General features: G+C 66.2%; 22 protein-coding genes. 12 read left to right on the plus strand and 10 right to left on the minus strand.

Going from position 1 to position 24,675, the window contains the following annotated elements:
- Window positions 1–36: 36 nt before the first annotated feature.
- Complete coding sequence (locus ACWRN3_RS13420) at window positions 37–372, minus strand: cupin domain-containing protein (RefSeq protein ID WP_476740923.1); 336 nt, start codon at window positions 370–372, stop codon at window positions 37–39.
- 117 nt (window positions 373–489) lie between these two features.
- On the opposite strand from ACWRN3_RS13420, the gene ACWRN3_RS13425 reads away from it, so the two are divergent.
- From ACWRN3_RS13425 to ACWRN3_RS13445, 5 genes are all read left to right on the plus strand, one after another.
- Complete coding sequence (locus ACWRN3_RS13425; protein ID WP_476740924.1) at window positions 490–897, plus strand: DUF1304 family protein; 408 nt, start codon at window positions 490–492, stop codon at window positions 895–897.
- 105 nt (window positions 898–1,002) lie between these two features.
- On the plus strand, window positions 1,003–2,238 hold the full coding sequence (locus tag ACWRN3_RS13430; protein WP_476740925.1) for a mechanosensitive ion channel family protein: 1,236 nt from the start codon (window positions 1,003–1,005) through the stop codon (window positions 2,236–2,238).
- Window positions 2,239–2,293: 55 nt separating this feature from the next.
- The gene (locus tag ACWRN3_RS13435; protein WP_255174606.1) at window positions 2,294–3,046 is read left to right on the plus strand and encodes an ArsR/SmtB family transcription factor; all 753 of its coding nucleotides are present in this window, start codon (window positions 2,294–2,296) and stop codon (window positions 3,044–3,046) included.
- 40 nt (window positions 3,047–3,086) lie between these two features.
- A complete protein-coding gene (locus tag ACWRN3_RS13440; RefSeq protein WP_476740926.1) occupies window positions 3,087–4,382 on the plus strand; it encodes a hemolysin family protein in 1,296 nt (431 codons plus the stop codon).
- Between the two features lie 199 nt (window positions 4,383–4,581).
- Window positions 4,582–5,031, plus strand: coding sequence for a hypothetical protein (locus ACWRN3_RS13445; protein ID WP_476740927.1), 450 nt, complete (start codon window positions 4,582–4,584; stop codon window positions 5,029–5,031).
- Between the two features lie 14 nt (window positions 5,032–5,045).
- Here ACWRN3_RS13445 and ACWRN3_RS13450 read toward each other — a convergent pair whose 3' ends face one another.
- The 3 genes from ACWRN3_RS13450 to ACWRN3_RS13460 form a co-directional block, all read right to left on the minus strand.
- The gene (locus ACWRN3_RS13450) at window positions 5,046–5,795 is read right to left on the minus strand and encodes a dienelactone hydrolase family protein (RefSeq protein ID WP_476740928.1); all 750 of its coding nucleotides are present in this window, start codon (window positions 5,793–5,795) and stop codon (window positions 5,046–5,048) included.
- A gap of 44 nt (window positions 5,796–5,839) precedes the next feature.
- Window positions 5,840–7,201, minus strand: a complete 1,362-nt coding sequence (locus ACWRN3_RS13455; RefSeq protein ID WP_476740929.1) for an MFS transporter — start codon at window positions 7,199–7,201, stop codon at window positions 5,840–5,842.
- Window positions 7,202–7,269: 68 nt separating this feature from the next.
- Window positions 7,270–8,205 (minus strand): serine hydrolase, encoded by a 936-nt coding sequence (locus tag ACWRN3_RS13460; protein WP_476740930.1) that lies wholly within the window; start codon window positions 8,203–8,205, stop codon window positions 7,270–7,272.
- Window positions 8,206–8,709: 504 nt separating this feature from the next.
- Here ACWRN3_RS13460 and ACWRN3_RS13465 point away from each other — a divergent pair.
- The gene (locus ACWRN3_RS13465; protein WP_476740931.1) at window positions 8,710–9,168 is read left to right on the plus strand and encodes a hypothetical protein; all 459 of its coding nucleotides are present in this window, start codon (window positions 8,710–8,712) and stop codon (window positions 9,166–9,168) included.
- 67 nt (window positions 9,169–9,235) lie between these two features.
- Here ACWRN3_RS13465 and ACWRN3_RS13470 read toward each other — a convergent pair whose 3' ends face one another.
- Both ACWRN3_RS13470 and fdhA read right to left on the minus strand, forming a co-directional pair.
- Window positions 9,236–9,589 (minus strand): GNAT family N-acetyltransferase, encoded by a 354-nt coding sequence (locus ACWRN3_RS13470; RefSeq protein WP_476740932.1) that lies wholly within the window; start codon window positions 9,587–9,589, stop codon window positions 9,236–9,238.
- Window positions 9,590–9,702: 113 nt separating this feature from the next.
- Window positions 9,703–10,914: a formaldehyde dehydrogenase, glutathione-independent gene (gene fdhA / locus ACWRN3_RS13475; RefSeq protein ID WP_255174599.1), complete on the minus strand. Its 1,212-nt coding sequence runs from the start codon at window positions 10,912–10,914 to the stop codon at window positions 9,703–9,705.
- Window positions 10,915–11,228: 314 nt separating this feature from the next.
- Between fdhA and ACWRN3_RS13480 the strand changes: the two genes are divergently transcribed.
- The 4 genes from ACWRN3_RS13480 (at window position 11,229) to ACWRN3_RS13495 (ending at window position 19,166) form a co-directional block, all read left to right on the plus strand.
- Window positions 11,229–12,203, plus strand: coding sequence for an aldo/keto reductase (locus tag ACWRN3_RS13480; RefSeq protein WP_476740933.1), 975 nt, complete (start codon window positions 11,229–11,231; stop codon window positions 12,201–12,203).
- 168 nt (window positions 12,204–12,371) lie between these two features.
- Window positions 12,372–14,102, plus strand: a complete 1,731-nt coding sequence (locus ACWRN3_RS13485) for a RecQ family ATP-dependent DNA helicase (protein ID WP_476740934.1) — start codon at window positions 12,372–12,374, stop codon at window positions 14,100–14,102.
- Between the two features lie 37 nt (window positions 14,103–14,139).
- Window positions 14,140–15,342, plus strand: a complete 1,203-nt coding sequence (locus ACWRN3_RS13490; RefSeq protein ID WP_476740935.1) for a TerC family protein — start codon at window positions 14,140–14,142, stop codon at window positions 15,340–15,342.
- Window positions 15,343–15,488: 146 nt separating this feature from the next.
- Window positions 15,489–19,166 (plus strand): TM0106 family RecB-like putative nuclease, encoded by a 3,678-nt coding sequence (locus tag ACWRN3_RS13495; protein ID WP_476740936.1) that lies wholly within the window; start codon window positions 15,489–15,491, stop codon window positions 19,164–19,166.
- A gap of 20 nt (window positions 19,167–19,186) precedes the next feature.
- Here ACWRN3_RS13495 and ACWRN3_RS13500 read toward each other — a convergent pair whose 3' ends face one another.
- The 3 genes from ACWRN3_RS13500 to ACWRN3_RS13510 form a co-directional block, all read right to left on the minus strand.
- Window positions 19,187–19,513 carry an acylphosphatase gene (locus tag ACWRN3_RS13500; protein WP_476740937.1) on the minus strand — a complete coding sequence of 109 codons (327 nt, stop codon included), beginning with the start codon at window positions 19,511–19,513 and terminating at the stop codon, window positions 19,187–19,189.
- Window positions 19,514–19,618: 105 nt separating this feature from the next.
- Window positions 19,619–20,554, minus strand: a complete 936-nt coding sequence (locus ACWRN3_RS13505; protein WP_255174594.1) for a pullulanase X25 domain-containing protein — start codon at window positions 20,552–20,554, stop codon at window positions 19,619–19,621.
- 262 nt (window positions 20,555–20,816) lie between these two features.
- Window positions 20,817–21,878: an adenosine deaminase gene (locus tag ACWRN3_RS13510; protein WP_476740938.1), complete on the minus strand. Its 1,062-nt coding sequence runs from the start codon at window positions 21,876–21,878 to the stop codon at window positions 20,817–20,819.
- 311 nt (window positions 21,879–22,189) lie between these two features.
- Between ACWRN3_RS13510 and ACWRN3_RS13515 the strand changes: the two genes are divergently transcribed.
- On the plus strand, window positions 22,190–22,831 hold the full coding sequence (locus ACWRN3_RS13515; protein WP_476740939.1) for a transglycosylase family protein: 642 nt from the start codon (window positions 22,190–22,192) through the stop codon (window positions 22,829–22,831).
- Window positions 22,832–23,013: 182 nt separating this feature from the next.
- Here ACWRN3_RS13515 and ACWRN3_RS13520 read toward each other — a convergent pair whose 3' ends face one another.
- Window positions 23,014–23,601, minus strand: a complete 588-nt coding sequence (locus ACWRN3_RS13520; protein WP_255174592.1) for a hypothetical protein — start codon at window positions 23,599–23,601, stop codon at window positions 23,014–23,016.
- A gap of 156 nt (window positions 23,602–23,757) precedes the next feature.
- Between ACWRN3_RS13520 and ACWRN3_RS13525 the strand changes: the two genes are divergently transcribed.
- Window positions 23,758–24,672, plus strand: coding sequence for an MSMEG_6728 family protein (locus tag ACWRN3_RS13525; protein ID WP_255174591.1), 915 nt, complete (start codon window positions 23,758–23,760; stop codon window positions 24,670–24,672).
- Window positions 24,673–24,675: the final 3 nt, after the last annotated feature.

Consider the following 24,675-nt stretch of genomic DNA (forward strand, 5'->3'; position numbering starts at 1 on the left):
CCTGCCGCCCGTCGAGTGCTTCGTAGCCGGCGGTGTTCAGTCCCGGTATTTGGCCACGGTGAACAGGAACGCGGAGTCCTCCTCCGCGTGCAGGCTGTGCAGGCCGGGGGGGACGATCAGCAGATCGCCGGCTTTGCCCTGCCATGACTCGCCACCGGCCTTGAGGCTGACGCAGCCCTGGATCAGGAAGACCGTGGCGTCACCGGGGTTCTGGTGTTCACTCAACTGGGTTCCGGCCTTCATGGCCATGACGGTCTGCCGGAGGACTTTTTCGTGGCCGCCGTACACCGTGTCCGCAGCGCGGCCGTTGGTGGAGGTGACCGCCGCCTCGAGCTGCTGCCGGGCCAGCGCGTCGATCGATATCTTCTGCATGCGCCCAAGGCTACCCGCGTCCACGGCCCCTGGGGCCGGTTTCTTCCAGCCGGAGCAGGCTGGAAATCCCCTTGGGAGGGGATGGAGTGCCGGTGAGGCCGGGCCTACCCTTCGAGCATGAACACCGTGTCGCAGATCTTCGCGGTCATGGCCGCGGCCATCTATATCTTCGTCTTTCCGGTCGAGAGCTTCCTCCTCCGCCGCAACAGGTGGGCGCAGAAATTCCTGAGCACGCCCCCGGAAAACGTGCCCGCCGTGATGATGTGGGCCATCCCCACCGGGTACCGGAACCTGCTGGTGGCGCTGGGGGTGATCGCCGGCGTGGTCGCGGCCAACTCCGGCCAGCTGGTGGTGGGCTACACGCTGGTGGTCTACTGCTGCGCCAACATGGTCCTCACTGCACCCACCATGCTGCTCGCAGACCTCCAGGGGCACTATCCCCGGAAGTGGGACAGCGTGCCGGGGACCCTCGCGGCAACGGTCCCTGCCCTGGTGGCCCTGCTCCTGCTGCCGTTCGGGCCGTAGCTTCTCCCGGGGCACGGTCCACAGCGGCCGCCGCAGCCTTACAACGGACACGCGCCGGGGGTACCCGATTTCGGAGCCCGGCAAAGGCTTGATAGAGGTTAAAGGATGCCTGACTTCCTGAATCCCGCCCTGCCCTTCATCGCCATGGCCCTGGCGGTGGTGGCCGGACTCACCCTGTCCTGGCTGCTCCGCAAGATCGTCCTCAAGCTCAACCGGAAGCGTCCTGAACTGCACGCCACTTCCCGGGTGGCCCGCCAGCCGTTGCGGCTGGCACTGTGCCTGGTGGGCGTCCGCGCCGCGCTGGGCCTGACGGCTGCACGCGAAAGCTGGCACGCCGGCGTCGACCATCTCCTGCTGATCGCGATGATCGGCGCGTTCGCGTGGCTTGCCATCGCGGTCCTGCTGATCGTGGAGGCCGTGGTGCTGAACCGGCACAGCGTGGACGTGGCGGACAACCGGCGTGCCCGCCGGCTGCGCACCCAGATGATCCTGGCCCGGCGGATCGCCGTGGCGCTGGTGGTGGTGCTCGCCGTCGGCACTGCCATGCTGACGTTCCCCGCGATCCAGGCGCTGGGGGCCGGGCTGCTGGCGTCCGCGGGCGTGATCTCGATCGTGGCTGGCCTCGCCGCGCAGACGTCCCTGGTGAATGTCTTCGCCGGTATGCAGCTCGCGTTCACCGACGCCATCCGCGTGGACGATGTGGTGGTGGTCCAGAAGGAGTGGGGCCGGATCGAGGAGATCACCCTCACCTACGTGGTGGTCCATCTCTGGGACGACCGCCGGCTGATCCTGCCCTCCACCTACTTCACCACCACCCCGTTCGAGAACTGGACCCGCCGCCAGTCCGAGGTCATGGGCACCGTGGAGTTCGACCTCGACTGGCGCGCCCCCGTGGAGGACATGCGCACCGAACTGCGCCGGGTGCTGGCCGGCACCGAACTGTGGGATGAGCGCGTGGGCGTCCTGCAGATCACCGATGCCACCGGAGGCTTTGTCCGCGTCCGCATCCTGGTCAGCGCCGCGGACAGTGCCGCGCTCTTCGACCTGCGCTGCCTGGTCCGCGAAACCATGGTCACGTTCCTCCAGCAGAACCATCCTCAGGCGCTGCCGCACCAGCGCTGGGAGCAGGCAGCGGACGACGGCGGCACGGCCACCCGGCGCAAGGCACCCCTGCGCGGGCTGGGTGCGTCAGGGGCGGCGGGTGCGCATGCCCCGGCTGACCCCCACGAATCGCAGCTGTTCACCGGCTCCATCGAGGCCGTGGAACGGTCGCGGGCCTTCACCGGTCCCGGCGACGAGGTGTTCGAGGAACGGGACCGCAACCTGGCCTCCCGGAACTGATCCCGGGCCGAAGAACCCTTGATAGGTGACCATATGGTCACCTATTATTGAGGGCATGGACGACGTGTTCAAAGCACTCTCCGACCCCACCCGCAGGGACCTGCTCGACGAGCTGTTCCGCGAGGACGGCCAGACCCTGAGTGCGCTTGAGGCACGGTTCAGCATGAGCCGGTTCGGGATCGCCAAGCACCTCCGCATCCTGGAGGACGCAGGCCTGGTGGTGACGCGCCGTCGCGGGCGGGAAAAGCTGCACTTCCTGAACCCGGTCCCCATCCGCCTGGTCCACGACCGCTGGGTCAGCAAATACGCAGAACCATGGGCCGCTGCCCTCAGCGACCTCAAATCCAGATTGGAAAGTCCCATGGAAAAAATCTTTGAGATCTACATCAAGACCACACCGGAGAAGCTCTGGGAAGCCATCACGGACAGCGACATCCGCAGCAAGTACCAGTTCGGCAATACGCTGCAGTCCGACTGGACGCCTGGCGGCCGCTTCGAAATGGGCAACCCCAAGGCAGGCCAGATCCTGGGCGAAGGCGAAAACCTGGAAGTAGACCCGCCGCGCCGCCTGGTCCAGACCATGCGCGCCCTGTGGGGCGAGGACGTCAAGGCCGAGGGCACGTCCAAGGTCACCTGGGAGATCGAGCCCGTAGGTGATTCCTGCCACCTCACCGTCACCCACAGCGACCTGCGCGAGGGCGCCAACGAGCAGCTTTACGGCGGCTGGCCGATGATCCTCTCGGGCCTGAAGACGTGGCTGGAAACCGGCGAAAAGCTCACCACGCCGGGCTCCCTGATGTACACGTAGGGGCCGCGCCAAGCGGTCCACGGATCGGTAAGGTCATGTCATGGACAGCGGCGCCCTGGTCAATGTTGGGTTGGTACTCGGTTTCGTACTGCTGGGCGGGGTGTTCGCGGCGGCGGAGATGGCCCTGGTGTCCCTGCGCGAAAGCCAGGTGCGCGGGATCGAGAAGTCCGGTGACACCGGCGCCCGGACCGCCGCCCTGGCACGCAACCCCAACCGGTTCCTCTCCACCGTCCAGATCGGGGTGACCCTGTCCGGGTTCTTCTCGGCGGCCTATGGCGCCTCCGCGATCGCCCCCGCCGTCGTCCCCCTCCTCGAAGCGCTGGGGCTGGGCGGGGCGGCGGGGCCGGTGTCCTTCATCGGCATGACCCTGCTGGTGGCCTACCTGTCCCTGGTCCTCGGTGAGCTTGCCCCCAAGCGGCTGGCGCTGCAACGTCCCGTCGCGTTCACCAAAGTACTCGCCCCGCCGCTGGTCGGACTCGCCCGCGTCATGCGGCCGGTCATCTGGCTCCTGTCCGTGTCCACCGATGCCGTGGTCAGGCTCCTTGGCGGCGACCCCCGGGCCAAGCGGGAGGGCATCAGTTCCGAGGAGCTCTGGGACATGGTGGCGGACAGCGAACTGCTCGAAGAGAGCAGCCGGAACATCGTGGCCGATGTGTTCGGCGCCGGGGACCGGACACTGCAGGAGGTAATGCGCCCCCGTACGGAGGTGACCTTCATCGACGGCGCCATGAGCGTTGCGGATGCCCGCAGGATGGTCAGGGACGGCCCGTATTCGCGGTTCCCGGTGATCGGGAGGAGCCCGGACGATGTCCTGGGCTTCGTGCACATCCGGGACCTGATGCCCGGCGACGAGGTCCAGGAACAGTCCCCGGTGCGGACCCTTGCCCGGGAGATCCTTCCACTGCCCGGGACCAACCGGGTACTGCCGTCGCTGTCCCGGATGCGCAAGACCAACCAGCACATCGCCCTGGTGGTGGACGAGTACGGCGGTACTGACGGGGTAGTGACGCTCGAAGACCTGGTGGAGGAACTGGTGGGCGAGATCTATGACGAGTACGACACCGGCGCCGAGCACGAGGACCGGATCAACGTGGCCAACGGCTTCATCGACGTGGACGGCGGCCTGATCCTGCAGGAGTTCAAGGCCGCCACGGGGATGGTCCTCCCGGAGGGCCACTACGAGACCGTCGCCGGGTTCATGATGGACCGGCTGGGCCGCCTGCCCCGCGCAGGCGACCGTGTGCAGATCCCGGGATACGTGCTGACGGTCCTGAGCATGGACAGGCTCCGGATCGCCCGCATCCGGGTCACACCGGCGACAGGCCACGCTGACTGACCGGCCAGGGCTGGAAGGCACGACGGCGGTAGGCGCCTTCCCCGGGGACTAAAGGCCCTACGGGCAGGGCCCGGTACCGGTCACAGTTAAGGAGCGGCTGGCCTGAACGGCCAGAAGGGGCTGGAGCCCGCGTCCGCTTCCTATCCACGGGGCACATGGGCACGGTGCTCCCAAACCCCGGCAGACAGGACACACCACAATGTTCACGAAACGCACCACCCTCATTGGCGCTACCCTGGCGTTTGCTGCCGCGGCCCTCGCGGCACCAGCACAGGCCGCAAGCAGCAGCGGCGCAGAGGTCACCAAGTTCAACGAATGTACGGCCACCGGCGAGGTCCAGACCTGCCGTACGGGCATTGTGGTCAGCCACCACGTCTCAACCCCCAGCGGCATCGAGTCTTCCTCGTCCTCGAGCAACTACACGGACGCCCTGAGCTCCAATGATGGGAGCACGTCCACGACCATCAGCACCCAGACGCACTCCCATTTTCTGGTCCGCGACGGGCAGGTCTTCGAGATGGGTCAGCATTACCGTGAGCAAACCACGCTGACAGGCCCGGACGGCACCCGGCAGTGCTGGGAAAGGGAGGATTCCCACCAGGTGGGGAACTCCGTCCAGTACGACCGCGAGGCGCACTACTGCCCGTAGTCAGCGGCAGCCGGTCACGCCGGGGCACCAAGGCTCTGCTCTAGAAAGGTGAGCGTCCGCGCCCAGGCGTCGGCGGCCGCCGGGGCGTTGTAGGTATACCTGTTGGTGTCGTTGAAGAAGGCATGGCCGGTGCCCGGGTAGACAACGGCTTCGAAGTCCACCCCGGCGGCGCGCATGCGTGACTTCAGGCCGGGAAGCTCCTCCATGAGGGCGCCGTCCTGCTCGCCGTAAAAAGCCAGGACGGGGCAGTTGATGGCGCGCAGCTCTGCGTCCTTGAACTCGGCGTGCCCGTAGAACGGCACGGCGGCGCGCAGCCGCGGCTCGGCAACGGCGAGGGAGAAGGTGTAGGTCCCGCCCAGGCAGAAGCCCGTCGCGGCCACCCGCCCTGCCAATCCCGGCACGCCTTCCAGGTGGTCAAAGCACACGCGGAGGGCGGCGACTGCGTGTTTGGCATACTCCGGGGAGCGCATCGGCGCCATGTGCTTGCGCAACCGCGGCTGGGCGTTGCTGCGTTGTTCCGGATCGAACGCCGCCTCCTGCAGCTCCCCTGTCAGGTCGGCCGTTCCCCCGGCTCCGGACAGCAGGTCAGGGGCCACTGCGACGTAGCCTTCCGCCGCGAAGCGGTCAGCCACATCCTTGGTATGGCCCACCAGCCCCCACACTTCGTGGACCACCACTAGGCCGCCTTTGGGAACCCCGGCCGGTTCACTGATGTACGCCTGAACGGCGGTTTGGGCGTTGCCCAGAGTCATCATGTTTCCCATGGGGCCAGCATGGCACGCTCCCCCGGGCCCTTCCAGAGGTAGGGCTACGCCTTTTGCTGCCGCCAGAATACGGAGATCCCCAATGTCACGGCACAGAGAACCAGCATGGCCAGGACCATCCGCATCCAGCTGTCCTGGTGCACGCCGCCGGACGCGAAAACGCCGATCATCACGGTGGCGGTGATCGCCCCGACGTAGCGGCAGGTTTGGTAGATCCCGGCAGCGACGCCCCGGTCCTGCGGCCGGGTGGACACAAACATGCCCTGATTGGAGGCGATACCCACAGTCCCGTACGGGATGCCCATGAGGGCAGTGAGGACCACCACGACGGGGATGGCAAGCGTGCCGGTCAGCAACCACATGAGGGCCGCCGCCACCGTCAAGAGGACGACGCCGGCAAGCAGCACCCGCCGGACCCCGAACGTTCCCATTGCAGAGACTGCCCATGGGGTGGCTACCACAGACATGCCGGCCAGCGGCAGCATCAGCAGGCCCACTACGCCGGGATCGTAGCCGCCGGCTTCCTGCAGGAGTTGTGGGAGGCCGAAGAAGACGAAGTAGTAGACGCTGCTGAAAACGGCGAAGGCCAGGTACACCAGCATCAGCGGCCTGTTCCGGCCCAGCAGCCGCAGGTCCAGGAACGGCTTGGCGAAGCGCAGCTCGCGCCAGGCGAACAGCGCCGCGATGACGGTTCCAACTGCAAGCATCAGCCAGCGGTAGTCCGGTGCTACGTTCAGCGCGGCCATCATGACCAGCAGCAGCGCGCCGATGAATCCGGCGATGCCCGGCAGGTCCGAGTCCCGCACCAGCTCCGCCACGCTGCCGCGCTCCCGGGCCTTGTCCGGCGGGGCGGCCTTCCGCACAATCAGCAGCGCTGCCAGGGCCAGCGGGACATTGACCAGGAACAGAGACTCCCAGCCCACGAAGCCCACCAGCAGGCCACCCACCACGGGACCCACCGCGGCGGCGGACGTGTTGGCCATTTGCAGCCGGCCCAGCGGACGTGCCGTATCCACCTTCGCCTGGTGCGCGAGCACACCGACCATCACCACCGCGCTGGGATAGGCGGTGGCCGTGCCGAGGGCCATGACGGCCCGTGCGACGCAGAGCAGGGCGAAGTTGGGGGCCAGCGGAGCCAGGGCGCAGGTGATGGCCACCAGCCCCATGCCCAGCAGGAACATCCGCCGCGGGCCGAACCGGTCGGCGAGCCGGCCCATGACGGGCTGGCCGGCGGCAGAGGCCAGGTAGAAGGACGTCACCACCCATGTGACGGCAGCGACGTCGAGCCCGAAGTCTGCGCGGAGCACCACCAGTGCCACGGCGATCATGGAGGAGTTCAGCGGGTTCAGTGCCGTGCCCAGGCTGAGGCCGGCGACGGCCAGGGCAGTCCGGGGGTTGTTGCTCACGGTAACAGTCTGGCCCAAACGTGCCGCCGGGGACGACTTGGGCGGATCCCGGCGTGGTGTGGAGTTCGCTACTTGCCCGTCAGTCCCACCGGGAACAGCGCGTCCTCGACTGCCCGGGTAAGGTCCCGGATCACCTCTGCCTGTCCGTCATCCGGCACGCCCTCCGGGTTCTCCGTATAGATCACCAGCGCGAACGTCGACCCGCGGTAACTCAGGAGCGCAGCGTCGTGCAGTTCCCCGGACACTTCCCCGTACTTGTGGTGCACGTCCACGCCGGATCGCGACCCGGCAGGAATGAGGTCCTCGTTGTTGGTGTCCTGCATGTAGCTCAGCAGCTGCTCCGTGTTGTCCTTGTCCAGGAGCTCCCCCGCGTACAGCTTCTTCAGGATCAGGGCCATGTCCGCGGCGGTCAGCAGGTTCTGATCGGGGTCGTACGCGACGCCGATGGAGGCCGCGTAGGCGGTCAGCTGCGGGTGGCCTACCGCGTCCATGAGCAACAGCCACGAATCGTTGTTGCTGTTGTTGACCATGGCTTTGAGCTGGAACGCTGCGTCGTAGTCGCCCATGGGTTCGTCAAGGCTTGCCTGCCCGTTCTCCACGAGGTGGTAGTAGGCGGCGGCGGTCAGGATCTTCGCCGTGCTGGCCGCGGTAAAGGTGCTTTCATCGCCGAACGTCCGCTCGGCGCCCCCGGACACGTCGGCGAGCGCCAGCCCGATCCGGTATTCGTCGGCTTCGCTAAGGATGCTGTCCACGCTGTCCTGCAACGACGGCGGGGCTGCCGCCACCGGTGCCGCCGGCACCGCCGGCTCGGTGGGAACCGCTGCCCCCGTCGGCGGCTCGGACCGGACCACGGCCAGGGTGATGGTGCCGACGATGACCAGCACCACGGCAAGGGCCAGGATCACCAGCCTTCTGTTGCCCCGTGCCTTGCCTGAAGACGGCTTGCCCGGTGCCGGCGGCGGAGCGTCGCGGCCTGGTTTGGGCACCACGGGGTGCATGGACATACAAGGGCTCCTGTCCCGCCTCGGCAATCACAAAACAACGTCAGCGCGGCGTTGAGCCGCGCTGACAAGTGCTGATTAAATCACCGGAGGTTGGGAGCTTCCTGAAGGCTTGCCGGGTGTTCCGCCGGGCCGTCCCGCCGACGCGCAAAACTGCTGCCGGCGCGCGAATTACCCCGCGCGGCCCGAATACCGGCCACGCCAGGGAATATCCGGTTCGAAGACGGTTTTGCCCCCATCGGAAAGTGGGTCTTGTTGGCCGAGTCCACCTGCATGGTGGCCGGCCTCTTGGCGGACAGTTTCGAGTACCCGGTACTCGTGCGCTTCAACCATCCGTGACATGTACTGGTACCTGAACGAGAGTGGTGCCCTCACGCCGCTGCGAAAACAGAGTGATCGTGTGGATCGGGGGAACTGAACGCGAAACAGCATTGCGCCCTCGTTGAGAGCCCTGGCGGCGCCCCGACGCGCCAGGGCGTAGTGCCAACGATAAGGAGAACGGCCGGTATGACCCCGCGTGAAGCACAAGCACCCTACTCCCGCGTCGGAGAGGACGTCCACGAACCGACGCAGTACGAAGCTGCAGGGCGGTTGAGGCCGCGCCCATGGCCCGTTGGCCCGCGTGAGAGCTACGGGAAAGTGGACTTTGCTGATGGCGACGGAAAGACTGTCCTCACCCTCTATGTTCAGCGCGGGCCCGAAGAAGGTTACGTCCTGCACGTGGAGCATCTAGCCGCGCCGCTGCGGGTGGATGGGACACTCCTTCGCCTGACCCCGGCACCCCAAGTTGACAGGGACGCCGCGGACTTCCGCCGGATCACCGCTGCCCGGACGGTTGCCGAAAAGGCGGAGGCCGAGCTGGACGCCGCCGTCCGGGCCGCCCGCGCGAACGGAGACTCCTGGGAGGTTATCGGCGCCGCCCTCGGCACATCCGCCCGAACGGCCCGGGAGCGGTTCAGCCACTAAGGCTGCCAGCGCCAAGTGGGCTGTCCACGGGATGGTGACGCCCGGGCAAGCCTATGGTTGCCGAAAGTCAGCCGCGGGTGCGGGCAGCGATCGCGGTCTCCAGGAATTCCAGGTGCGCCGGGGCAACGGCCACCACGCTGCCCAGGTATTCGGGGTTCTTGGCAAGGAACTTCTTGATGAACGGGCACACCGGGACGATGCCGATGCCGTCCTCCACCGTGCTGTCCAGGGCGGCCGTGGCCAGGCGGCCGGCCAGGCCCTGCCCGCCGTATTCCTCGTTGATGACCGTGTGGTAGAAGATCCGCTGCGGCGACTCCCCGCCGTCGTACTCCTTGTACGCCGCCTTGCCGATGACATTGCCGGCATCAAGAATCTCGAAGCGTTCGCGCCCAGGGGTGTGGCGGACGGTGATGTCGCTCAAGGGAACTCCTTCAGTTGCGGGTGTGTGCTGACCGTGCAAAGCCTAACCCGGCCCGGTCCGCTCTTATTTCCGCAAGTGAGGGTTCCTTGGCAACATCCCCGCCCGCCGCCGTGTCAGCTCAGATAGCCGTTCGGGTTCAGGACGTACTTGGTGGCTGCGCCGGCGTCGAACTCCGCGTAGCCCTTGGGTGCCTCCTCCAACGGGATTGCCTTGGCGTTGACGTTCTTGGCGATGTTGACCTTGTCATTCAGGATGGCCATCATCAGCTGACGGTTGTACTTCATCACGGGGCACTGGCCGGTGGTGAAGCTCAACGACTTTGCCCAGCCGGTGCCAAGGCTAAGGCTCAGGGACCCCTTCTTGGCTGCCTCGTCAATGCCGCCCGGATCGCCCGTCACGTACAGACCGGGGATACCCAGGGCACCGCCCGCGGCGGTGATGTCCATCAAGGTGTTCAGCACGGTTGCGGGCGCTTCCTGTGCTCCCTTGCCGTGGCCGCGGGCTTCGAAGCCGACCGCGTCAACGGCGCAGTCAACCTCCGGAATGCCCAGGATCTGCTCGATCTGGTCCTTCGGCTCACCCTGGGTCAGGTTCACGGTTTCACAGCCGAAGCTGCGCGCCCGCTCCAGCCGGTCTTCGTTCATGTCGCCAACAATGACGACGGCGGCACCCAGCAGATGTGCGCTGGTCGCCGCTGCGAGGCCCACCGGACCGGCCCCTGCAATGTACACGGTCGAGCCGACGCCGACGCCGGCTGTGGTGGCGCCATGAAACCCGGTGGGGAAGATGTCCGAGAGCATGGCCAGGTCCATAATCTTCTCCATGGCCCGGTCCTTGTCCGGGAACTTCAGCAGGTTCCAGTCGGCGTAGGGCACCAGGACATAGTTGGCCTGGCCGCCCACCCAGCCGCCCATATCCACGTATCCGTAGGCAGCGCCTGGCCGGGCGGGATTGACGTTGAGGCAGATACCGGTCTTGCGCTCCTTGCAGTTCCGGCAGCGGCCGCAGGCAATGTTGAACGGCACCGAACAGAGGTCGCCCACCTTGATGAACTCCACGTCCCGGCCCACTTCCACCACTTCGCCGGTGATCTCGTGGCCCAGCACCAGGTTGGGCGGAGCTGTGGTGCGGCCGCGGACCATGTGCTGGTCGGATCCGCAAATGTTGGTGGCCACCGTCTTCAGAATGACCCCGTGGTTGACCGGCCGCCCGACGTTCGCGGGGTTGACCCCTGGCCCGTCCTTGAGCTCAAACGTTGGGTAATCAATGTCAATTACTTCGACCTTGCCCGCTTCTTTGTAGGCAACGGCTTTGTTCCCTGTCATCTAGCGCTCCTATAGTCAGGCGTCCGGTGGGACGGCCATGATCTGGTTAGGTGGGACATCCCGTGCGGGTAACAGCCCTGGCCGGTTTGTGCATCCTGATGTTTGGCATGGTCAGGTACCGGTTCCCGGGTGGGGATTCGATCAGTCTAGGCACGGCCATGAGAAGGGTCTAGGGGTGGAAGCCCCTTGTTTACCGGAGGCTTCCCGTGGGGAAGTGCCAACCACGGCGTACGCTGTACCGACCGGCCCCGCAGTCCGGACACGGACGCAGGATGGCCGGTTCCCAGGCAAGTTCTACCGTTGAGGAGAACGGCATGAAAACCCGCAGCATTGGACAACTGACAGTTTCCGCCCTTGGCCTTGGCTGCATGGGCATGAGCGAGTTCTACGGCGGCGGCGACGAGCAGGAGTCGGTTGCCACCATCCACGAATTCCTGGACTCCGGCGGATCGCTGCTGGACACGGCAGACATGTACGGGCCCTTTACGAACGAAAAACTCGTGGGACGGGCCATCTCCGGCCGCCGCGGGGACGTTGTGCTCGCCACCAAGTTCGGCAACGAACGCCGCGAGGACGGTTCCTGGGTGGGCATCAACGGCCGGCCCGAATACGTCCGGGCCGCATGCGACGCCAGCCTCCAGCGGCTGGGAGTGGACCACATCGACCTCTACTACCAGCACCGGGTGGATAAGACTGTGCCCATCGAGGACACCGTGGGGGCCATGGCGGAACTGGTCCAGGCCGGGAAGGTCCGGCACCTAGGCCTGTCCGAAGCATCCGCCGAGACCATCCGGCGGGCCCACGCCGTCCATCCCATCACTGCGCTGCAGACGGAGTACTCGCTGTGGGAGCGGGAGCCCGAGACCAAGGTGTTTCCCGTGCTCGCGGAGCTGGGCATCGGTTTTGTGCCGTACAGCCCCCTGGGCCGCGGCTTCCTCACCGGGCAGATCCGCAGCGCGGATGACTTCGCGGAGGACGACTTCCGCAAGCACTCCCCCCGCTTCCAGGGGGAGAACTTCACGCGGAACCTTGAACTCGTAGACCGGGTCAAGGAGTTGGCGGACCGGAAACAATGCACTCCCGGCCAGTTGGCCCTGGCCTGGCTGCTGGCGCAGGGTGAGCATATTGTCCCGATCCCGGGGACCAAGAAGCGGCAACGGCTGCGGGAGAACCTGGGCGCCGTGGACGTGGAGCTGTCCCGGGACGAGCTTCAGCTGCTGGACCAGCTGGCACCGGCGGGGTCCACTGCCGGCGCCCGGTACCCCAACATGTCCACCATCGACACGTAACGCGGCACCCGCACGGGCTGGAGCACCGGCGTCTGGCACGCGGCGCTCCAGCCCGGCGCTTTTCCACATAGGCCCCGGAGTTTACGACGACGGGGCGGGGCTGGCGTAGGGTGGTTTTCACGGCTGAAGCAAGCGGCCGCAGGTTTCTTCTGTGCGGAGCCCCTTTTCATGTCCGACGAATCTGCCCTTCGGGCGCTTGCTGCATCACCCTTCAACCTTCCGGACCTGCGGGACGGCCAACTGGCCGGCATGGCCGCCCTTACCGGGGGCCGCGACGTCCTGGCCGTCATGCCCACTGGCTACGGCAAATCCGCCATTTACCAGGTGGCAGCCCTGCTCCTGCACAAGGCAACGGGACGTCCCGCCGTCGTAGTTTCTCCGCTGATTGCCCTGCAGGAGGACCAGCTGGACGGCCTGTCCCAGGTCCTCGGACCGGGCGCCGCGGTGGCCATCAACTCCTCGCACAGCGACGCCGACGTGGAGGCTTCCTGGCAGGCCGCCGAGGAGGGCACGGCAGTGTTCCTGTTCCTCGCTCCGGAACAGCTGGCCAAGCAGTCAACCGTGGACCGGATCAAAGCCCTAAACATCACGCTGTTCGTGGTGGACGAGGCACACTGCGTCTCCTCGTGGGGGCACGACTTCCGACCGGACTACCTCGCGCTGGGAAATGTCCGCGCTCAATTGGGCAACCCACCCGTGGCTGCCCTGACGGCCACGGCCTCCCCGCCGGTCCGGGACGAAATCGTGGAGCGGCTCGGCATGGAGAAGCCCCTGGTGCTGGTGCATGGTTTCGACCGGCCCAACATCACCCTTGACGTGGTCCGGCACCACGAAGACACGGGCAAGCGCAAGGCCGTGCTTGAGCAGGTAGCGGACCTGGCACGAAGCGGGCAGGGACTCCTTTACGCTGCCACCCGCAAGGACACGGAAAAATACGCGGCCAAGCTGGCCAAGGAGGGGCTGCGGGCGGAGGCATACCACGCAGGCCGTTCCGCCAGGGACAGGGAACACATCCACGAGATGTTCATGGACGACAAACTGGACGTGGTGGTGGCCACCACCGCGTTCGGCATGGGCATCGACAAGCCCAACGTCCGTTTCGTGGTCCACGCCGACATCCCCGAATCGCTGGACTCCTACTACCAGGAAATCGGACGGGCAGGCAGGGACGGCAAACCGGCATCCGCCATCCTGCACTACCGCTCGGAGGACCTGGGCCTGCGGAAATTCTTCGGCACCCACTCCCCTGATCCCGATTCGCTCCTTGAGGTACTAAAGGTCCTCAAGGCGGCCCATGCCCCCACCCCAAGGTCCTCCCTTGCTGAGTTGACGGGTTTCAAGGCCCGGCGCATTACGGGGCTTCTGAACCAGCTGGAGGAGACAGGCGCGGTCAGTGCCGGCAAACGGGGAGTCCGGCTGACATCCAAGGCAAAGCTGCCCGCGCTGGTGGCCGACGCCGTCGAACTGGCCGGGGCCCGCCAGCGCGTGGACCAATCCCGGCTCACCATGATGCGCGCCTACGCGGAAACTGACGGCTGCCGCCGGCAATTCCTGCTGGGCTACTTTGGCGAGGACCTTCCGGAGCCCTGCGGAAACTGCGACGGGTGCGCGGCCGCTCCCGGTGCGCAGGAAGACGGGGCACGGCAGGACGGCGCGCGGGAGGGCCGGAAGCAGTCGGGGAAGAAGGACCGCGGCAAGAAGGCGTCCGACGGCGGGGTCCCGGCTCCCGCGGCCGACGAGCCATTCCCGCTGCAGTCCACGGTGGTCCACAAGGAATGGGGCCCCGGCCTGGTGATGCGGCACGAGGATGATGTCATCACGGTGCTCTTTGAGCAGGAGGGGTACAAGACGCTGTCGCGGGCGGCCGTGGTGGAGCATCAACTCCTGAAGCCCGCTTAGGTAGGCTGGGAGGACCCTCCGACGAAAGGCCCCGCGCGTGGAAGTACCTGCGTATGTCTGGACCCTGACCATTGCGGGAATCATCGGGCTGCTGGCCTTCGATTTCTTCTTCCACGTCCGCAAGGCCCACACCCCCTCCCTCAAGGAATCGGCCACGTGGTCCGCCATCTATGTGACCATCGCGGTGGTGTTCGGCCTGGTTGTGCTGCTGTTCGGGGGCGCCGACATGGGCACCGAATACTTTGCCGGCTACGTCACGGAAAAGGCGTTGTCGGTGGACAACCTCTTCGTCTTCCTGATCATCATGGCCAGCTTCAAGGTGCCCCGAGCGGACCAGCAGAAGGTGCTGTTGTTCGGCATCGTGTTCTCCCTGATCGCGCGTACGGCGTTCATCTTCCTGGGCGCGGCACTGATCAACAGCTTTGCCTGGGTGTTCTACATCTTCGGGCTCATCCTGCTGGTCACGGCCGGAAACCTGCTCAAGCCGGACGACCACGATGACGACTCCGACGGGCTGGTGGTCCGGCTTGCCAAGAAACTGCTGCCTGCCTCCGAACATTACGACGGCGACAAACTCTTCACAGTGGAGAACGGCAAGCGGGTCCTGACCCCGATGCTGCTGGTCATGGTGGCCATTGGCGGCACGGACATCCTGTTCGCCCTGGACTCGATCCCGGCCATCTTCGGCCTGACCCAGAACGTCTTCGTCGTTTTCACAGCCACCGCGTTCTCGCTGATGGGCCTGCGGCAGCTGTTCTTCCTGATCGACGGCCTCCTGGACCGGCTGATCTTCCTCTCCTACGGCCTGGCGGTCATCCTTGGCTTCATCGGCGTGAAGCTCATCCTGCATGCCCTGCACGAGAACACCCTGCCGTTCATCAACGACGGCGAGCACGTCAACGTGGTGGAGGTCAGCACCGGCCTGTCACTCACCGTGATCCTCGGGGTGCTCGTGGTAACCATCCTGGCGTCTGTCTTCAGCCCCAAGGGCAAGGCCAAGAACGCGGTCTCGGGGGCAAGGCGGCATGCCACCGAGTACGTGGACCTCAACTACGAGACGGACATGGCGGAGCGGGACAAGATCTTTGCCAGGATGGTCCGTGAGGAGGACCAGATCCGCAAGCTCCCCGAGAAGTACAAGCGGCTGATCCGCAATGAGACCGAGTTCCTGGACCTGATCCGGACCGCCCATGACCAGCACGACAAAGCCCAGGTGCGGGCTGCCGCCAACGAGGGCTGACGCCGGCAGCTGGGTACGGGGCCTGAAAAAAGTCCTGCCCGGGGCCATCATGAGGGCCTGCCGGAGTGTTTGTCAGCCCCTCTTGCTACGTTTGATTCAAGGCCAGGGGAACCGTCCTCCGGCCCGCGAACAGTTGGGGAGGCCCCGTGTTTCTGCTCGACGCTGCCGGCCATGACGCCGGACCCGGCACGCCGCCGGACCTGGTCTTCTCGGCCAGCGACCTGGTGGCAGCCAGCGAATGTGAGTACCGCACGCTCCGCATCCTGGACGAAAAGCTGGGCCGCACCGCCAAGGCAGAGTTTCCCGCTGACGAGATGCAAAAACGCGCCGGCGAGTTGGGCGACCAGCATGAGCGGACCGTGCTTGCCAGCCTGGTGGCCAAGTACGGCGAATGGGACGCCAGCCGCGGCGCAGGGGTCTATTCCCTTGACCGTGGCCGGACCCTGCGCGCCGAGCTGCAGGCAAAGCACGCGGAAACCGAACTCGCCCTCCGCTCCGGGGCAGATGTGGTCTTTCAGGCGACGTTCTTCGACGGCGAGTTCCTGGGCTACGCCGACTTCCTGGTCAACGAGGCCGCCGGGACCGGCAAACCCGGCCGCTACGAGGTGTGGGACACCAAACTTGCCCGCCATGCCAAAGTCGGGGCCCTGCTGCAGCTTGCCGCCTACGGCGACCAGCTCCTGGGAATGGGCCTGGAGCCCTCACCGGTTGTCACGCTGGTACTTGGAACGCGGGTAGGCGATGACTGGCTCAGGAGCAGCCATTCCCTGCCGGACCTCCTGCCCGTCTTCCGGGAACGACGCCGGCGCTTCCGCCACCTCACAGCCAGCCACCGCGCCGGTGACGGCGCAGTGCAGTGGCAACAGCCCGGCGTCGCCCACTGCGGCCGCTGCGACTACTGCGCCGAGCAGGTGCAGCTTCACAGGGACCTCCTGATGGTGGCGGGCATGTCCGTGGTCCAACGGCGGAAGCTGCACGCGGCCGGCATCACCACCATCGACGAACTTGCAGCCATGCCTGCCGACGAGGCCAGGAACTCGGTGGTCCGGCTCCGCGCCCAGGCACGGATGCAACTTGGCCTGGACCGGACTGCAGGTTCCCGGACGTTCATCAAGGATGGACAGCCGCAAACAGTGTCGTTCAGCGTCCTTCCGGACCATACGATCGGCTCGCTACCTGCCGCCAGCGCCGGCGACATCTTCTTTGACTTCGAGGGCGATCCGCTCTGGCAGGATCCCGCCACCGGCGCCTGGGGCATCGAATACCTGTTTGGTGTCATAGAGGCCCCGGTGCCGGGCGCCCCCGGGGACCCGGTGTTCCGGCCGTTCTGGGCCCATTCCCGCTCCGGTGAGCGCCGCGCCTTCCTCGACTTCCTGGATTACGTCGAGAAACGCCGCGCCGTGTACCCGGACATGCACGTCTACCACTACGCCGCGTACGAAAAAACGGCGCTGCGGAAACTGTCCCTGGCGCATCAGGCCGGTGAGGACACGGTGGACGACTGGCTCCGGCAGGGGCTGCTGGTGGACTTGTACGCCACGGTCCGGCACTCCATCCGGGTTTCGGAAGCATCCTATTCCATCAAGAAGCTGGAACCGCTTTACATGGGGGACAACCTCAGGTCCGGGGAAGTCAAGGACGCCGGGGCCTCCGTGGTTGCCTACGCCGCTTACTGCGCCGCCCGCGATGACGGGCGGCAGGAGGATGCCGACGCCATCCTGGCCTCGATCTCGGACTACAACCAGTACGACTGCCTCTCCACCCTCCGGCTCCGGGACTGGTTGCTTCAGCTGGGCCAGAAAACCGGTGTCACCGGAGAGCCGGGCCATGACGCAGTGGAAGCGGTGGATGCTGCGGGCGGACAGGCCACTCTGCCCGGGCACGTCCTGTCACCGGCTGACACAGGAACTGCCGGTGACGGTGCAGCCCGCGCCGAGGAGTCGCCTGAGGAAACCAGGCTGCGGGAGTACCTTGCAGGCCTGCCGGACAACCGCCCCTGGACCGACGACGAGCGCGCCATCGCCATGGTTGCTGCCGCCACCGGATACCACCGCCGCGAGCGCAAGCAGTTCTGGTGGCAGCACTTCGACCGGGTCGAGGCACCGCTGGACAACTGGTCCGACCAACGGAACGTGTTCGTGGTGTCCTCGGCGGAAGTTGTGTCTGACTGGGCCCTGGCAAAGCCCCGGGAACGGATGCGCACGCGGGTCCTGAAGCTGCGCGGAACCATGACCGAGGGCTCAGATTTCCGTCCCGACTCCAGCTGGTGCCGCCTGTATGACGCGCCTGGACCCGATGGCATGACCGATCCTCCGGCCGCAACCGGTGCCCGGGCATTCACGTTCGGGACCAGGATCAGTGAGCTGGAAGCGGCGCCGGACAGCCCGGAGCACCTGATCACCGTTGCGGAGCGGGAGACCGGAAAGGTCCGCGCCTACCCGCACCTGCCGGTGGCCCTCACCGAGGACCAGCCCCTCGCCACCGCCAGTATTGAAGCCGCCATCGCGGCGATAGCCCAGGCTGTTGGCTCCTCCGTGCCGTCCCTCCCCGCGCAGCCGGGCCTGGACATCCTGCGGAAACTGCCGCCGCGGTTCCGCTCCCGGCAAGGACCAGCCGAAGTGCTGCCTGGTAAAGACGGCGCCGCTGACTATGCACGGGCGATCACCGGGTCGCTGCAGGACCTGGACCATTCCTACCTGGCCGTCCAAGGGCCGCCGGGGACAGGCAAGACTTTCGTTGGTGCCCATGTGATCGGCAGGCTGGTAGCCCAGGGGTGGAAGATCGGGGTGGTGGGCCAGTCCCACAACGTGGTGGAAAACCTGCTGTGCCGGGCCATAGAAACCGGTGGAGTGGATCCGCAGCTGGTGGCCAAGAAATTGGCCGCCCCACACCAGGTTCCCTGGAGCCAAACGTCAGAAGGCGATGTGGCCCGGCTGCTCGCGTCGCCGGGCGGATGCCTGGTCGGAGGCACGGCATGGACCGTGACGGGAAAGGAAGTCCCGGCAGGGTCACTGGATCTTCTGGTCATTGACGAGGCAGGCCAGTTCTCGCTGGCCAACACCCTGGCGGTCTCTGGGGCAGCCAACCGGCTGCTCCTGCTGGGCGACCCGCAGCAGCTCCCGCAGGTTACACAGGGCACGCACCCCGAACCTGTGGATGAATCCGCTCTCGGCTGGCTTGCCGCCGGCCACGCTACCCTGCCCGACAGCCTTGGGTACTTCCTGGCAGATACATGGCGGATGCATCCGGAGCTGTGCCGGGCGGTGTCCAACCTCAGCTATGAAGGAAAGCTGCGTTCCGCTCCTGCCGCGTCCCTCCGCGAACTGGAGCAGCTGGCCCCGGGCGTGGAGACGGTCCTGGTCAACCACGCGGGCAACACCACAGCGTCAAGGGAGGAGGCAGTGGAAGTGGTTCGCCAGGCCCGCCGCCATCTCGGCCTGAAGTGGACCTGCGACCCGGAGAACGAAGCCCGCCCCCTCGGGCAGCAGGACCTGCTGGTGGTTGCTGCCTATAACGCCCAGGTCCATCTAATCCGTAAGCATTTGGCAGAGGCCGGTCTGCCGGAGGTGCGGGTAGGAACCGTAGACAAATTCCAGGGCCAGGAAGCTCCGGTGGTGCTGGTCTCCATGGCGTGCTCGGCGGTGTCCGAGGCCCCGCGCGGCGCGGAATTCCTGCTCAACCGGAACCGGATCAACGTGGCCGTGTCCCGCGGACAATGGCGTGCCGTGATCATCCGCTCCCCCGAGCTCACCAGCTACATGCCCCACAAGCCCGCGGCGCTGGAGGAACTTGGCGCCTTCATCGGCCTAAGCCCCCGGGAGTAACCGCACAGAAACGGGTGCCGTCAGCGCGCCCGGAATCCCCCAAAGGTCCCCTGGGCAGCTGAAAAGCCGGACTCAACCCGCTCCACCCGCCCAGGGGTCCGGTCCGACTTGAGCCAGTCCAGCAGTTTCCGGACCTGCGGTTCGGCGCCTTCGGCAATCACCGACACCGACCCGTCGTCGAGGTTGCTCACCTCGCCGGACAATCCAAGTTCCTCCGCGGTGCCCATGGTCCAGTAGCGGAAGCCCACACCCTGGACCGTCCCGAACACCCGGGCGTCCAGCCGGACAGCGTCCTGGGCCGAACCGCCCCGCGCTGAATCGTGCGCTGAGCCTGCGTGCCTGCCCATGGTGCTCCTTCTCCATACCTAGCTGCCCGCCCCGATCGGGTCGCAGTACCCGCGTCCCTCAACCCGGGAGACGGTACTGCGACCCGATGGGAGGCTGCGTAAGGGCTAGTTGATGGTGATGTCGCGGGTGGCGTGGTTGTAACGGATGGTCACCGTGCCGCCGGCGTGGTGCAGCTCGTGGTTGGGTCCGTCGAAGGTGCCGAAAGCGCCGTAGTTCTCAGTCCACGAGCGGTTAAGGGCGATCTTGAACGTGTAAAAGCCGGCGGGAAGCTCGGCGCTCTTCTTCCACAGCTGGTCCAGGAAGTCGAACTCCATCTGTGCTTCGTCATACTGCGGCGCCCAGTTCTCGGGTGCACCCAGGATGGTGTTGAAGTCGCCGGCCAGGGCCACGGCTTCGGGCTGCGGCAGGGTTTCGACGTCCGGACCCTCCAACGGTTCGGAAGCAACATCGGCAGCAGGTGCAGCAGCGGCCTTGTCCTTCGCGGGAGTCTTGCCCTTGCGGACGGCTGCCACCACGGGCTCGACGGCGTCTTCGATCGCCTTGGCTGCCTTGCCCACAACGGAGGCTGCCTTCTTGGCCGGGGCCTTTTTGGCGGTCTTCTTCGGAGCTTCCGTCTTGGCCGGAACCTCAAGTGTGGCGGCGGCGGCGGAGACGGGACGGACAAAGCCTTCGGGAGCCGTGGGGACCGGGGTGTCGGCAGGGACGGGAGTACCGGCGTCGAGCGCGGCCGCGAAGGAGTCAGCATCCGGGAAGGCGACCGTGGCGCGCATGCCGTCCTCGGTGATGGTCCAGCCGGTGCGGCCCTTGATCAGCCAGCCGGCCTTCACCAGCTTGGCGGTGGCCGAGGTGAGGGTCTTGTGGCCGCGCGGGATGCCGCCGCTGAGGAGTTCGGCCTCATGGTCGTTGAACGGCACCCGGGCGGTTGCCTCCGCCAGGACCTGGCCCGCATTCAGTGCATCGCCGGACCACACGCCTTCGGTCAGGACATCCAGGACGGTCTTGAGTCGAAGGTAGGTGTTTTCTGCGGTGGACTTGGCCATGATTCCCCTTATATAAAAGCGATCGGTCTTAGGCATCTTGCCAACTGCCCATTAAATCGCGCGACTTTAATTGGTTAACTCTGCGTGTCGTGACCGACTGTGAAGCGGATGGTGCCGCAAGTGAGGCGGAGGTCTCGGGTAAGGGCTGTCTGCATAACCCTGGAAGCGCTGGCATGGGTGCCGCCCTGCACTCCCCGGACACGCCTGCGGCACCTAGTTTACCGGGCAAAAAGCACCGCTGTTGCGCCCGACACAGCAGGGGTCAGTCAGACACTTCCCTGCCGTTCAATTCCGCCAGGAGTTCCGCCTTCCGCTCCTCCGACGCGAAGGACGAGTGGATGGAGTTCGCCGCCAGGCGCGCCTTGTCGAAATCGGAGAGGTCGAACACCGCGGTGAGCTGCGCAAAGTTGTCATCCACGTACCCGCCGAAGTACGCAGGGTCGTCGGAATTGACCGAGACGTTCAGGCCGGCCGCCAGCATGGCGGGCAAGGGATGGTCGGCGAGGGTGTCCACGGCGCGGAGCCGGACGTTGGACAGGGGGCAGACCGTCAGGGGAATGCGTGCGTCCACGAGGCGCTCCACCAGGTCGGGATCGTCCATGCAGCGGATGCCGTGGTCAATCCGTTCCACGCCCAGGACGTCCAGGGCTTCGATAATGTACGAGGCCGGGCCCTCCTCCCCTGCGTGGGCGGTCAGCCGCAGGCCCGCTTCACGCGCCTTCCCGTACAGCCGCTCGAACTTGGAAGGCGGGTTGCCCACCTCGGCGGAGTCCAGGCCGATGGCGCCGATCGGAGCGTTCATGGCCAGCAGCTGGTCCAGGACTTCGAGGGCGGAGTCCTCCGGGAGGTCACGCAGGAACGCAGCGATCAGCATGGTGGAGATGCCGTAGTCCTCCTCCGACGTGGCAAGCACCGAGGCCACACCTTGGACGCACGCATCCAGGGGAATCCCGCGGGATACGTGCGCCTGCGGGTCCATCATGATTTCCGCGTGCCGGACGCCGGCGGCAGCAGCCCGCTCCAAGTATGCCCGGGTCATGTCCGCGAAGTCCTGCTCGGTGCGCAGCACGGCCATGTTGGCGTAGTAGAGGTCCAGGAAGGACTGCAGGTCCGTGAACTCGTACTTTTCGCGCAGTTCGTCCAGGCCCGAATACGGCAGCGCAATGCCGTTGCGTTCGGCCAGGGCGAAGATGAGCTCGGGCTGCAGCGTGCCCTCAATGTGCAGGTGCAGTTCGGCCACCGGGAGGGGCTTGGCAGGGACCGCAGGTTCCGCGAAGTCCGTTTCGGTTTCGGGCATGGTGCTGCCGCCGGGAAAGTTGTCCATCCGGTCAGGATAGTGCCCCGTCCCGTTTCGCGCCTGCCCGGGCCTCTGGAAGCGGATGGGTCCCACACGTGGCGCGTGCCGTGGCCCACACTCAACACGCCCGCTGGAATCTCGATTTGATAACACCCAAACGATGTCTTAGCGTGAAATGCATGCCCGTTCGGCGGGCTTCTTGATTGCCCGGTGCTGCCTTCACCAGAACTGCCCAGCGGCAGCCACCGATAGTGACCTCTATTCGTCAGGGGCGGGCAGTGGCGCGACGATCTCCGGGGACGGAACCAGCGCTGGTGGCCTTCAGGAGCATCACCATCATGAAAAACACCAAATTCCGTACTGCCGCACGCCGCGGAGTCACCCTGGCCGCCGTCTCCGCGGCAGGTTTGGCCCTCTCAGCCACGGCGGCCAACGCAGCGACCCCCACGTCCACCTGGGATGCACTCGCGCAGTGCGAGAGCGGCGGGAACTGGTCCACCAACACGGGCAACGGCTTTTCCGGCGGCCTGCAGTTCACCTCCAGCACCTGGTCAGCCTATGGCGGAACCGGCTCCCCGGAGAACGCCAGCCGGGAACAGCAGATCGCTGTAGCCGAGCGGGTCCAGGCATCCCAGGGCTGGGGCGCCTGGCCGTCCTGCTCGTCGGAACTCGGACTGAGCGGCGGCGGCGGAGCACCGGTCCAGAGCGCCCCCGTACAGAGTGCCCCCGTGCAGAGCACCCAGCTTCAGAGCGCGCCGGTCCAGAGCGCTCAGGTCAAGCAGGCACCTGCACCGCGGCATGCAACCTCGGTTCCCCTCAGCGGCGAGACCTACACCCTGCAGGCCGGGGACACCTTGAGCATCGTGGCCCAGAAGCTCGGCATCCAAGGCGGCTGGCAGCACCTTGCCGACGCAAACCTGGACACCATTTCGGATCCGAACCTCGTGTTCGAGGGACAGGTCATCCAGCTCCCCGCCTAACACCTGGGGACGTTCCACCAGCGGCTGCGGCCGCCGCGCCTTTCACAGGCGCCACAGACAGGTCGGCGATAGACAAATTCCGTTGACCAAAGAACGACGCCGGCACACCCCCATAAGGGATGTGCCGGCGTCGTACTTTAATCAGTCAGCCCCTGCCGCCCTGGGCGGCAGGGACCGGACTGTCAGCTGGCGGGGAGCTCGCGAACGATCCGCACCTTCCACGCGGACTCGTCGCTGGTGTCCAGCAGGGCGACGGTGCCATGTGCAAGATTCAGGGCAACCCGTTTGACGGCCAGCAGCTCCAGGTAGAGGTGCTCGTTCATCCGGCTGGGGGTGTCGATCATGTACTTCACGGCGTCGCGCAGCTGCCGGTAGTTGGCGCTGCGTTCCCGGTGCATGTGCAGTTCCAGCGCGGAGCGTTGCTTGAGCCGCGGCTCGTGCCGGTTGAGCAGTGTTACGGCGGCGTGCACTGCAACCACGAGGGTCAGCGAGACGCCATAGATCCACCAGCCGCTGGAGAGCAGGAACAGTGGCAGGTTTCCAATGGCCACGAGCGCGATGACCACCCGGAGGGCGGCGATGCGACGGACCGTCCGGGCGACGGCAGCCATGCCATCGCGGAACCGGTGCTGATCCTTGCGCGCGGCGGCGGGATCGATTGTGAACTCGTCCAGAACCAGGATTCCCTGGGCTTCCGGGCCCAGCATCTGCCCGTAGCGGGGCAACGCGGTGCGGGCGTGGTCGACGGCTTTGTCAGGTGTAGATGTCATGAGAGAGCTTCCAAAACGCGGGGGTGGTTGCGGTGATCTTAGTGGTTTCAGCTGAAAGCCGTATGTAGGTGTCCATTATTTGGACACGTTGCATTGCCTCACGTGGTCCTGCGCACTGTAATTGGAACATCCGGCGCATGCCGTCAGACTGAATAGATGCAAACCTTCCTCCCGTACCCTGACTTCCGCGAAAGCGCCAAAGCCCTGGACACCGCACGGCTGGGCAAGCAGCGGGTTGAAGCGCTGCAAACCCTTCGTGCCCTGGTGATTCCGGAGTACGGCTGGCAGACCCATCCGGCAATCCGGATGTGGATGGGCCACGTACCCGCCCTCACCATGTATGGCCTGGCCATGGCGGACGAATGGATCGAGCGCGGCCACCCGGACAACACCCGCGCGAACATCGCGGAGTTCGCGCCGCAGGCAGCCCACCCTGACTACGCCGCCAAAATTGTGATGCCGCCGTGGCTCGGGGACCCTGACTTCCATTTGAGCCACCGTTCCAAGCTGGTGCACAAGGAACCCAAGTTTTACTCCCGCGTTTTCCCGGATGCGATCCCGGATATGGACTACGTCTGGCCGGAGCCGCGGCACGAGTTCCTGCCGCAGGAGCCGGAAGGGGACATTCTGTGGATCCTGCGGGAGCCGCACGACGACGTCGACCCCCAGTCCCTGACCACCGTGGCGCTTCCACCCGTGAACCGGAATGCTGCAGCCGCCGCGGCGGCCGGGGGCGACGGCTACTCTCCCGTGTACGTGGAGGACGGGTCCCGCCGGCCTTCCAGGGCCCCCAAGAAGGCGCCGCCCAGGCCGCAGATGAAGAAGCCCACCCGTAAGCGCCTGGCGCAGGAGGAGGCCTTCCGGACCCTTCCGGGAAAAACGCCGGTTGCTGTTCCGTTCGAGAATGGGGCCAAGTTCGCCGTAGGACAGGTGGTTGGGCGCCCCCTTACCCTCGATGACGGCCGTTTCGGCAGGAACTTCGAAGTCATGGAGATCATTGACCGTTCGGCATTCGCGTACCCTGCCCTGCTGCAGGATCCCCGCGTGTTCTTCCCGGTGGAGGCACCGTAGGCC

Source organism: Pseudarthrobacter sp. rb, from assembly GCF_056389225.1.

What these genes read in the sequence shown, in the direction of transcription:
- ACWRN3_RS13420 (WP_476740923.1), bottom strand. Translation starts at nt 372, where the DNA reads ATGCAGAAGATATCGATCGACGCGCTGGCCCGGCAGCAGCTCGAGGCG.
- ACWRN3_RS13425 (WP_476740924.1), top strand. Translation starts at nt 490, where the DNA reads ATGAACACCGTGTCGCAGATCTTCGCGGTCATGGCCGCGGCCATCTAT.
- ACWRN3_RS13430 (WP_476740925.1), top strand. Translation starts at nt 1,003, where the DNA reads ATGCCTGACTTCCTGAATCCCGCCCTGCCCTTCATCGCCATGGCCCTG.
- ACWRN3_RS13435 (WP_255174606.1), top strand. Translation starts at nt 2,294, where the DNA reads ATGGACGACGTGTTCAAAGCACTCTCCGACCCCACCCGCAGGGACCTG.
- ACWRN3_RS13440 (WP_476740926.1), top strand. Translation starts at nt 3,087, where the DNA reads ATGGACAGCGGCGCCCTGGTCAATGTTGGGTTGGTACTCGGTTTCGTA.
- ACWRN3_RS13445 (WP_476740927.1), top strand. Translation starts at nt 4,582, where the DNA reads ATGTTCACGAAACGCACCACCCTCATTGGCGCTACCCTGGCGTTTGCT.
- ACWRN3_RS13450 (WP_476740928.1), bottom strand. Translation starts at nt 5,795, where the DNA reads ATGGGAAACATGATGACTCTGGGCAACGCCCAAACCGCCGTTCAGGCG.
- ACWRN3_RS13460 (WP_476740930.1), bottom strand. Translation starts at nt 8,205, where the DNA reads ATGTCCATGCACCCCGTGGTGCCCAAACCAGGCCGCGACGCTCCGCCG.
- ACWRN3_RS13465 (WP_476740931.1), top strand. Translation starts at nt 8,710, where the DNA reads ATGACCCCGCGTGAAGCACAAGCACCCTACTCCCGCGTCGGAGAGGAC.
- fdhA (WP_255174599.1), bottom strand. Translation starts at nt 10,914, where the DNA reads ATGACAGGGAACAAAGCCGTTGCCTACAAAGAAGCGGGCAAGGTCGAA.
- ACWRN3_RS13480 (WP_476740933.1), top strand. Translation starts at nt 11,229, where the DNA reads ATGAAAACCCGCAGCATTGGACAACTGACAGTTTCCGCCCTTGGCCTT.
- ACWRN3_RS13485 (WP_476740934.1), top strand. Translation starts at nt 12,372, where the DNA reads ATGTCCGACGAATCTGCCCTTCGGGCGCTTGCTGCATCACCCTTCAAC.
- ACWRN3_RS13500 (WP_476740937.1), bottom strand. Translation starts at nt 19,513, where the DNA reads ATGGGCAGGCACGCAGGCTCAGCGCACGATTCAGCGCGGGGCGGTTCG.
- ACWRN3_RS13505 (WP_255174594.1), bottom strand. Translation starts at nt 20,554, where the DNA reads ATGGCCAAGTCCACCGCAGAAAACACCTACCTTCGACTCAAGACCGTC.
- ACWRN3_RS13510 (WP_476740938.1), bottom strand. Translation starts at nt 21,878, where the DNA reads ATGGACAACTTTCCCGGCGGCAGCACCATGCCCGAAACCGAAACGGAC.
- ACWRN3_RS13515 (WP_476740939.1), top strand. Translation starts at nt 22,190, where the DNA reads ATGAAAAACACCAAATTCCGTACTGCCGCACGCCGCGGAGTCACCCTG.
- ACWRN3_RS13520 (WP_255174592.1), bottom strand. Translation starts at nt 23,601, where the DNA reads ATGACATCTACACCTGACAAAGCCGTCGACCACGCCCGCACCGCGTTG.
- ACWRN3_RS13525 (WP_255174591.1), top strand. Translation starts at nt 23,758, where the DNA reads ATGCAAACCTTCCTCCCGTACCCTGACTTCCGCGAAAGCGCCAAAGCC.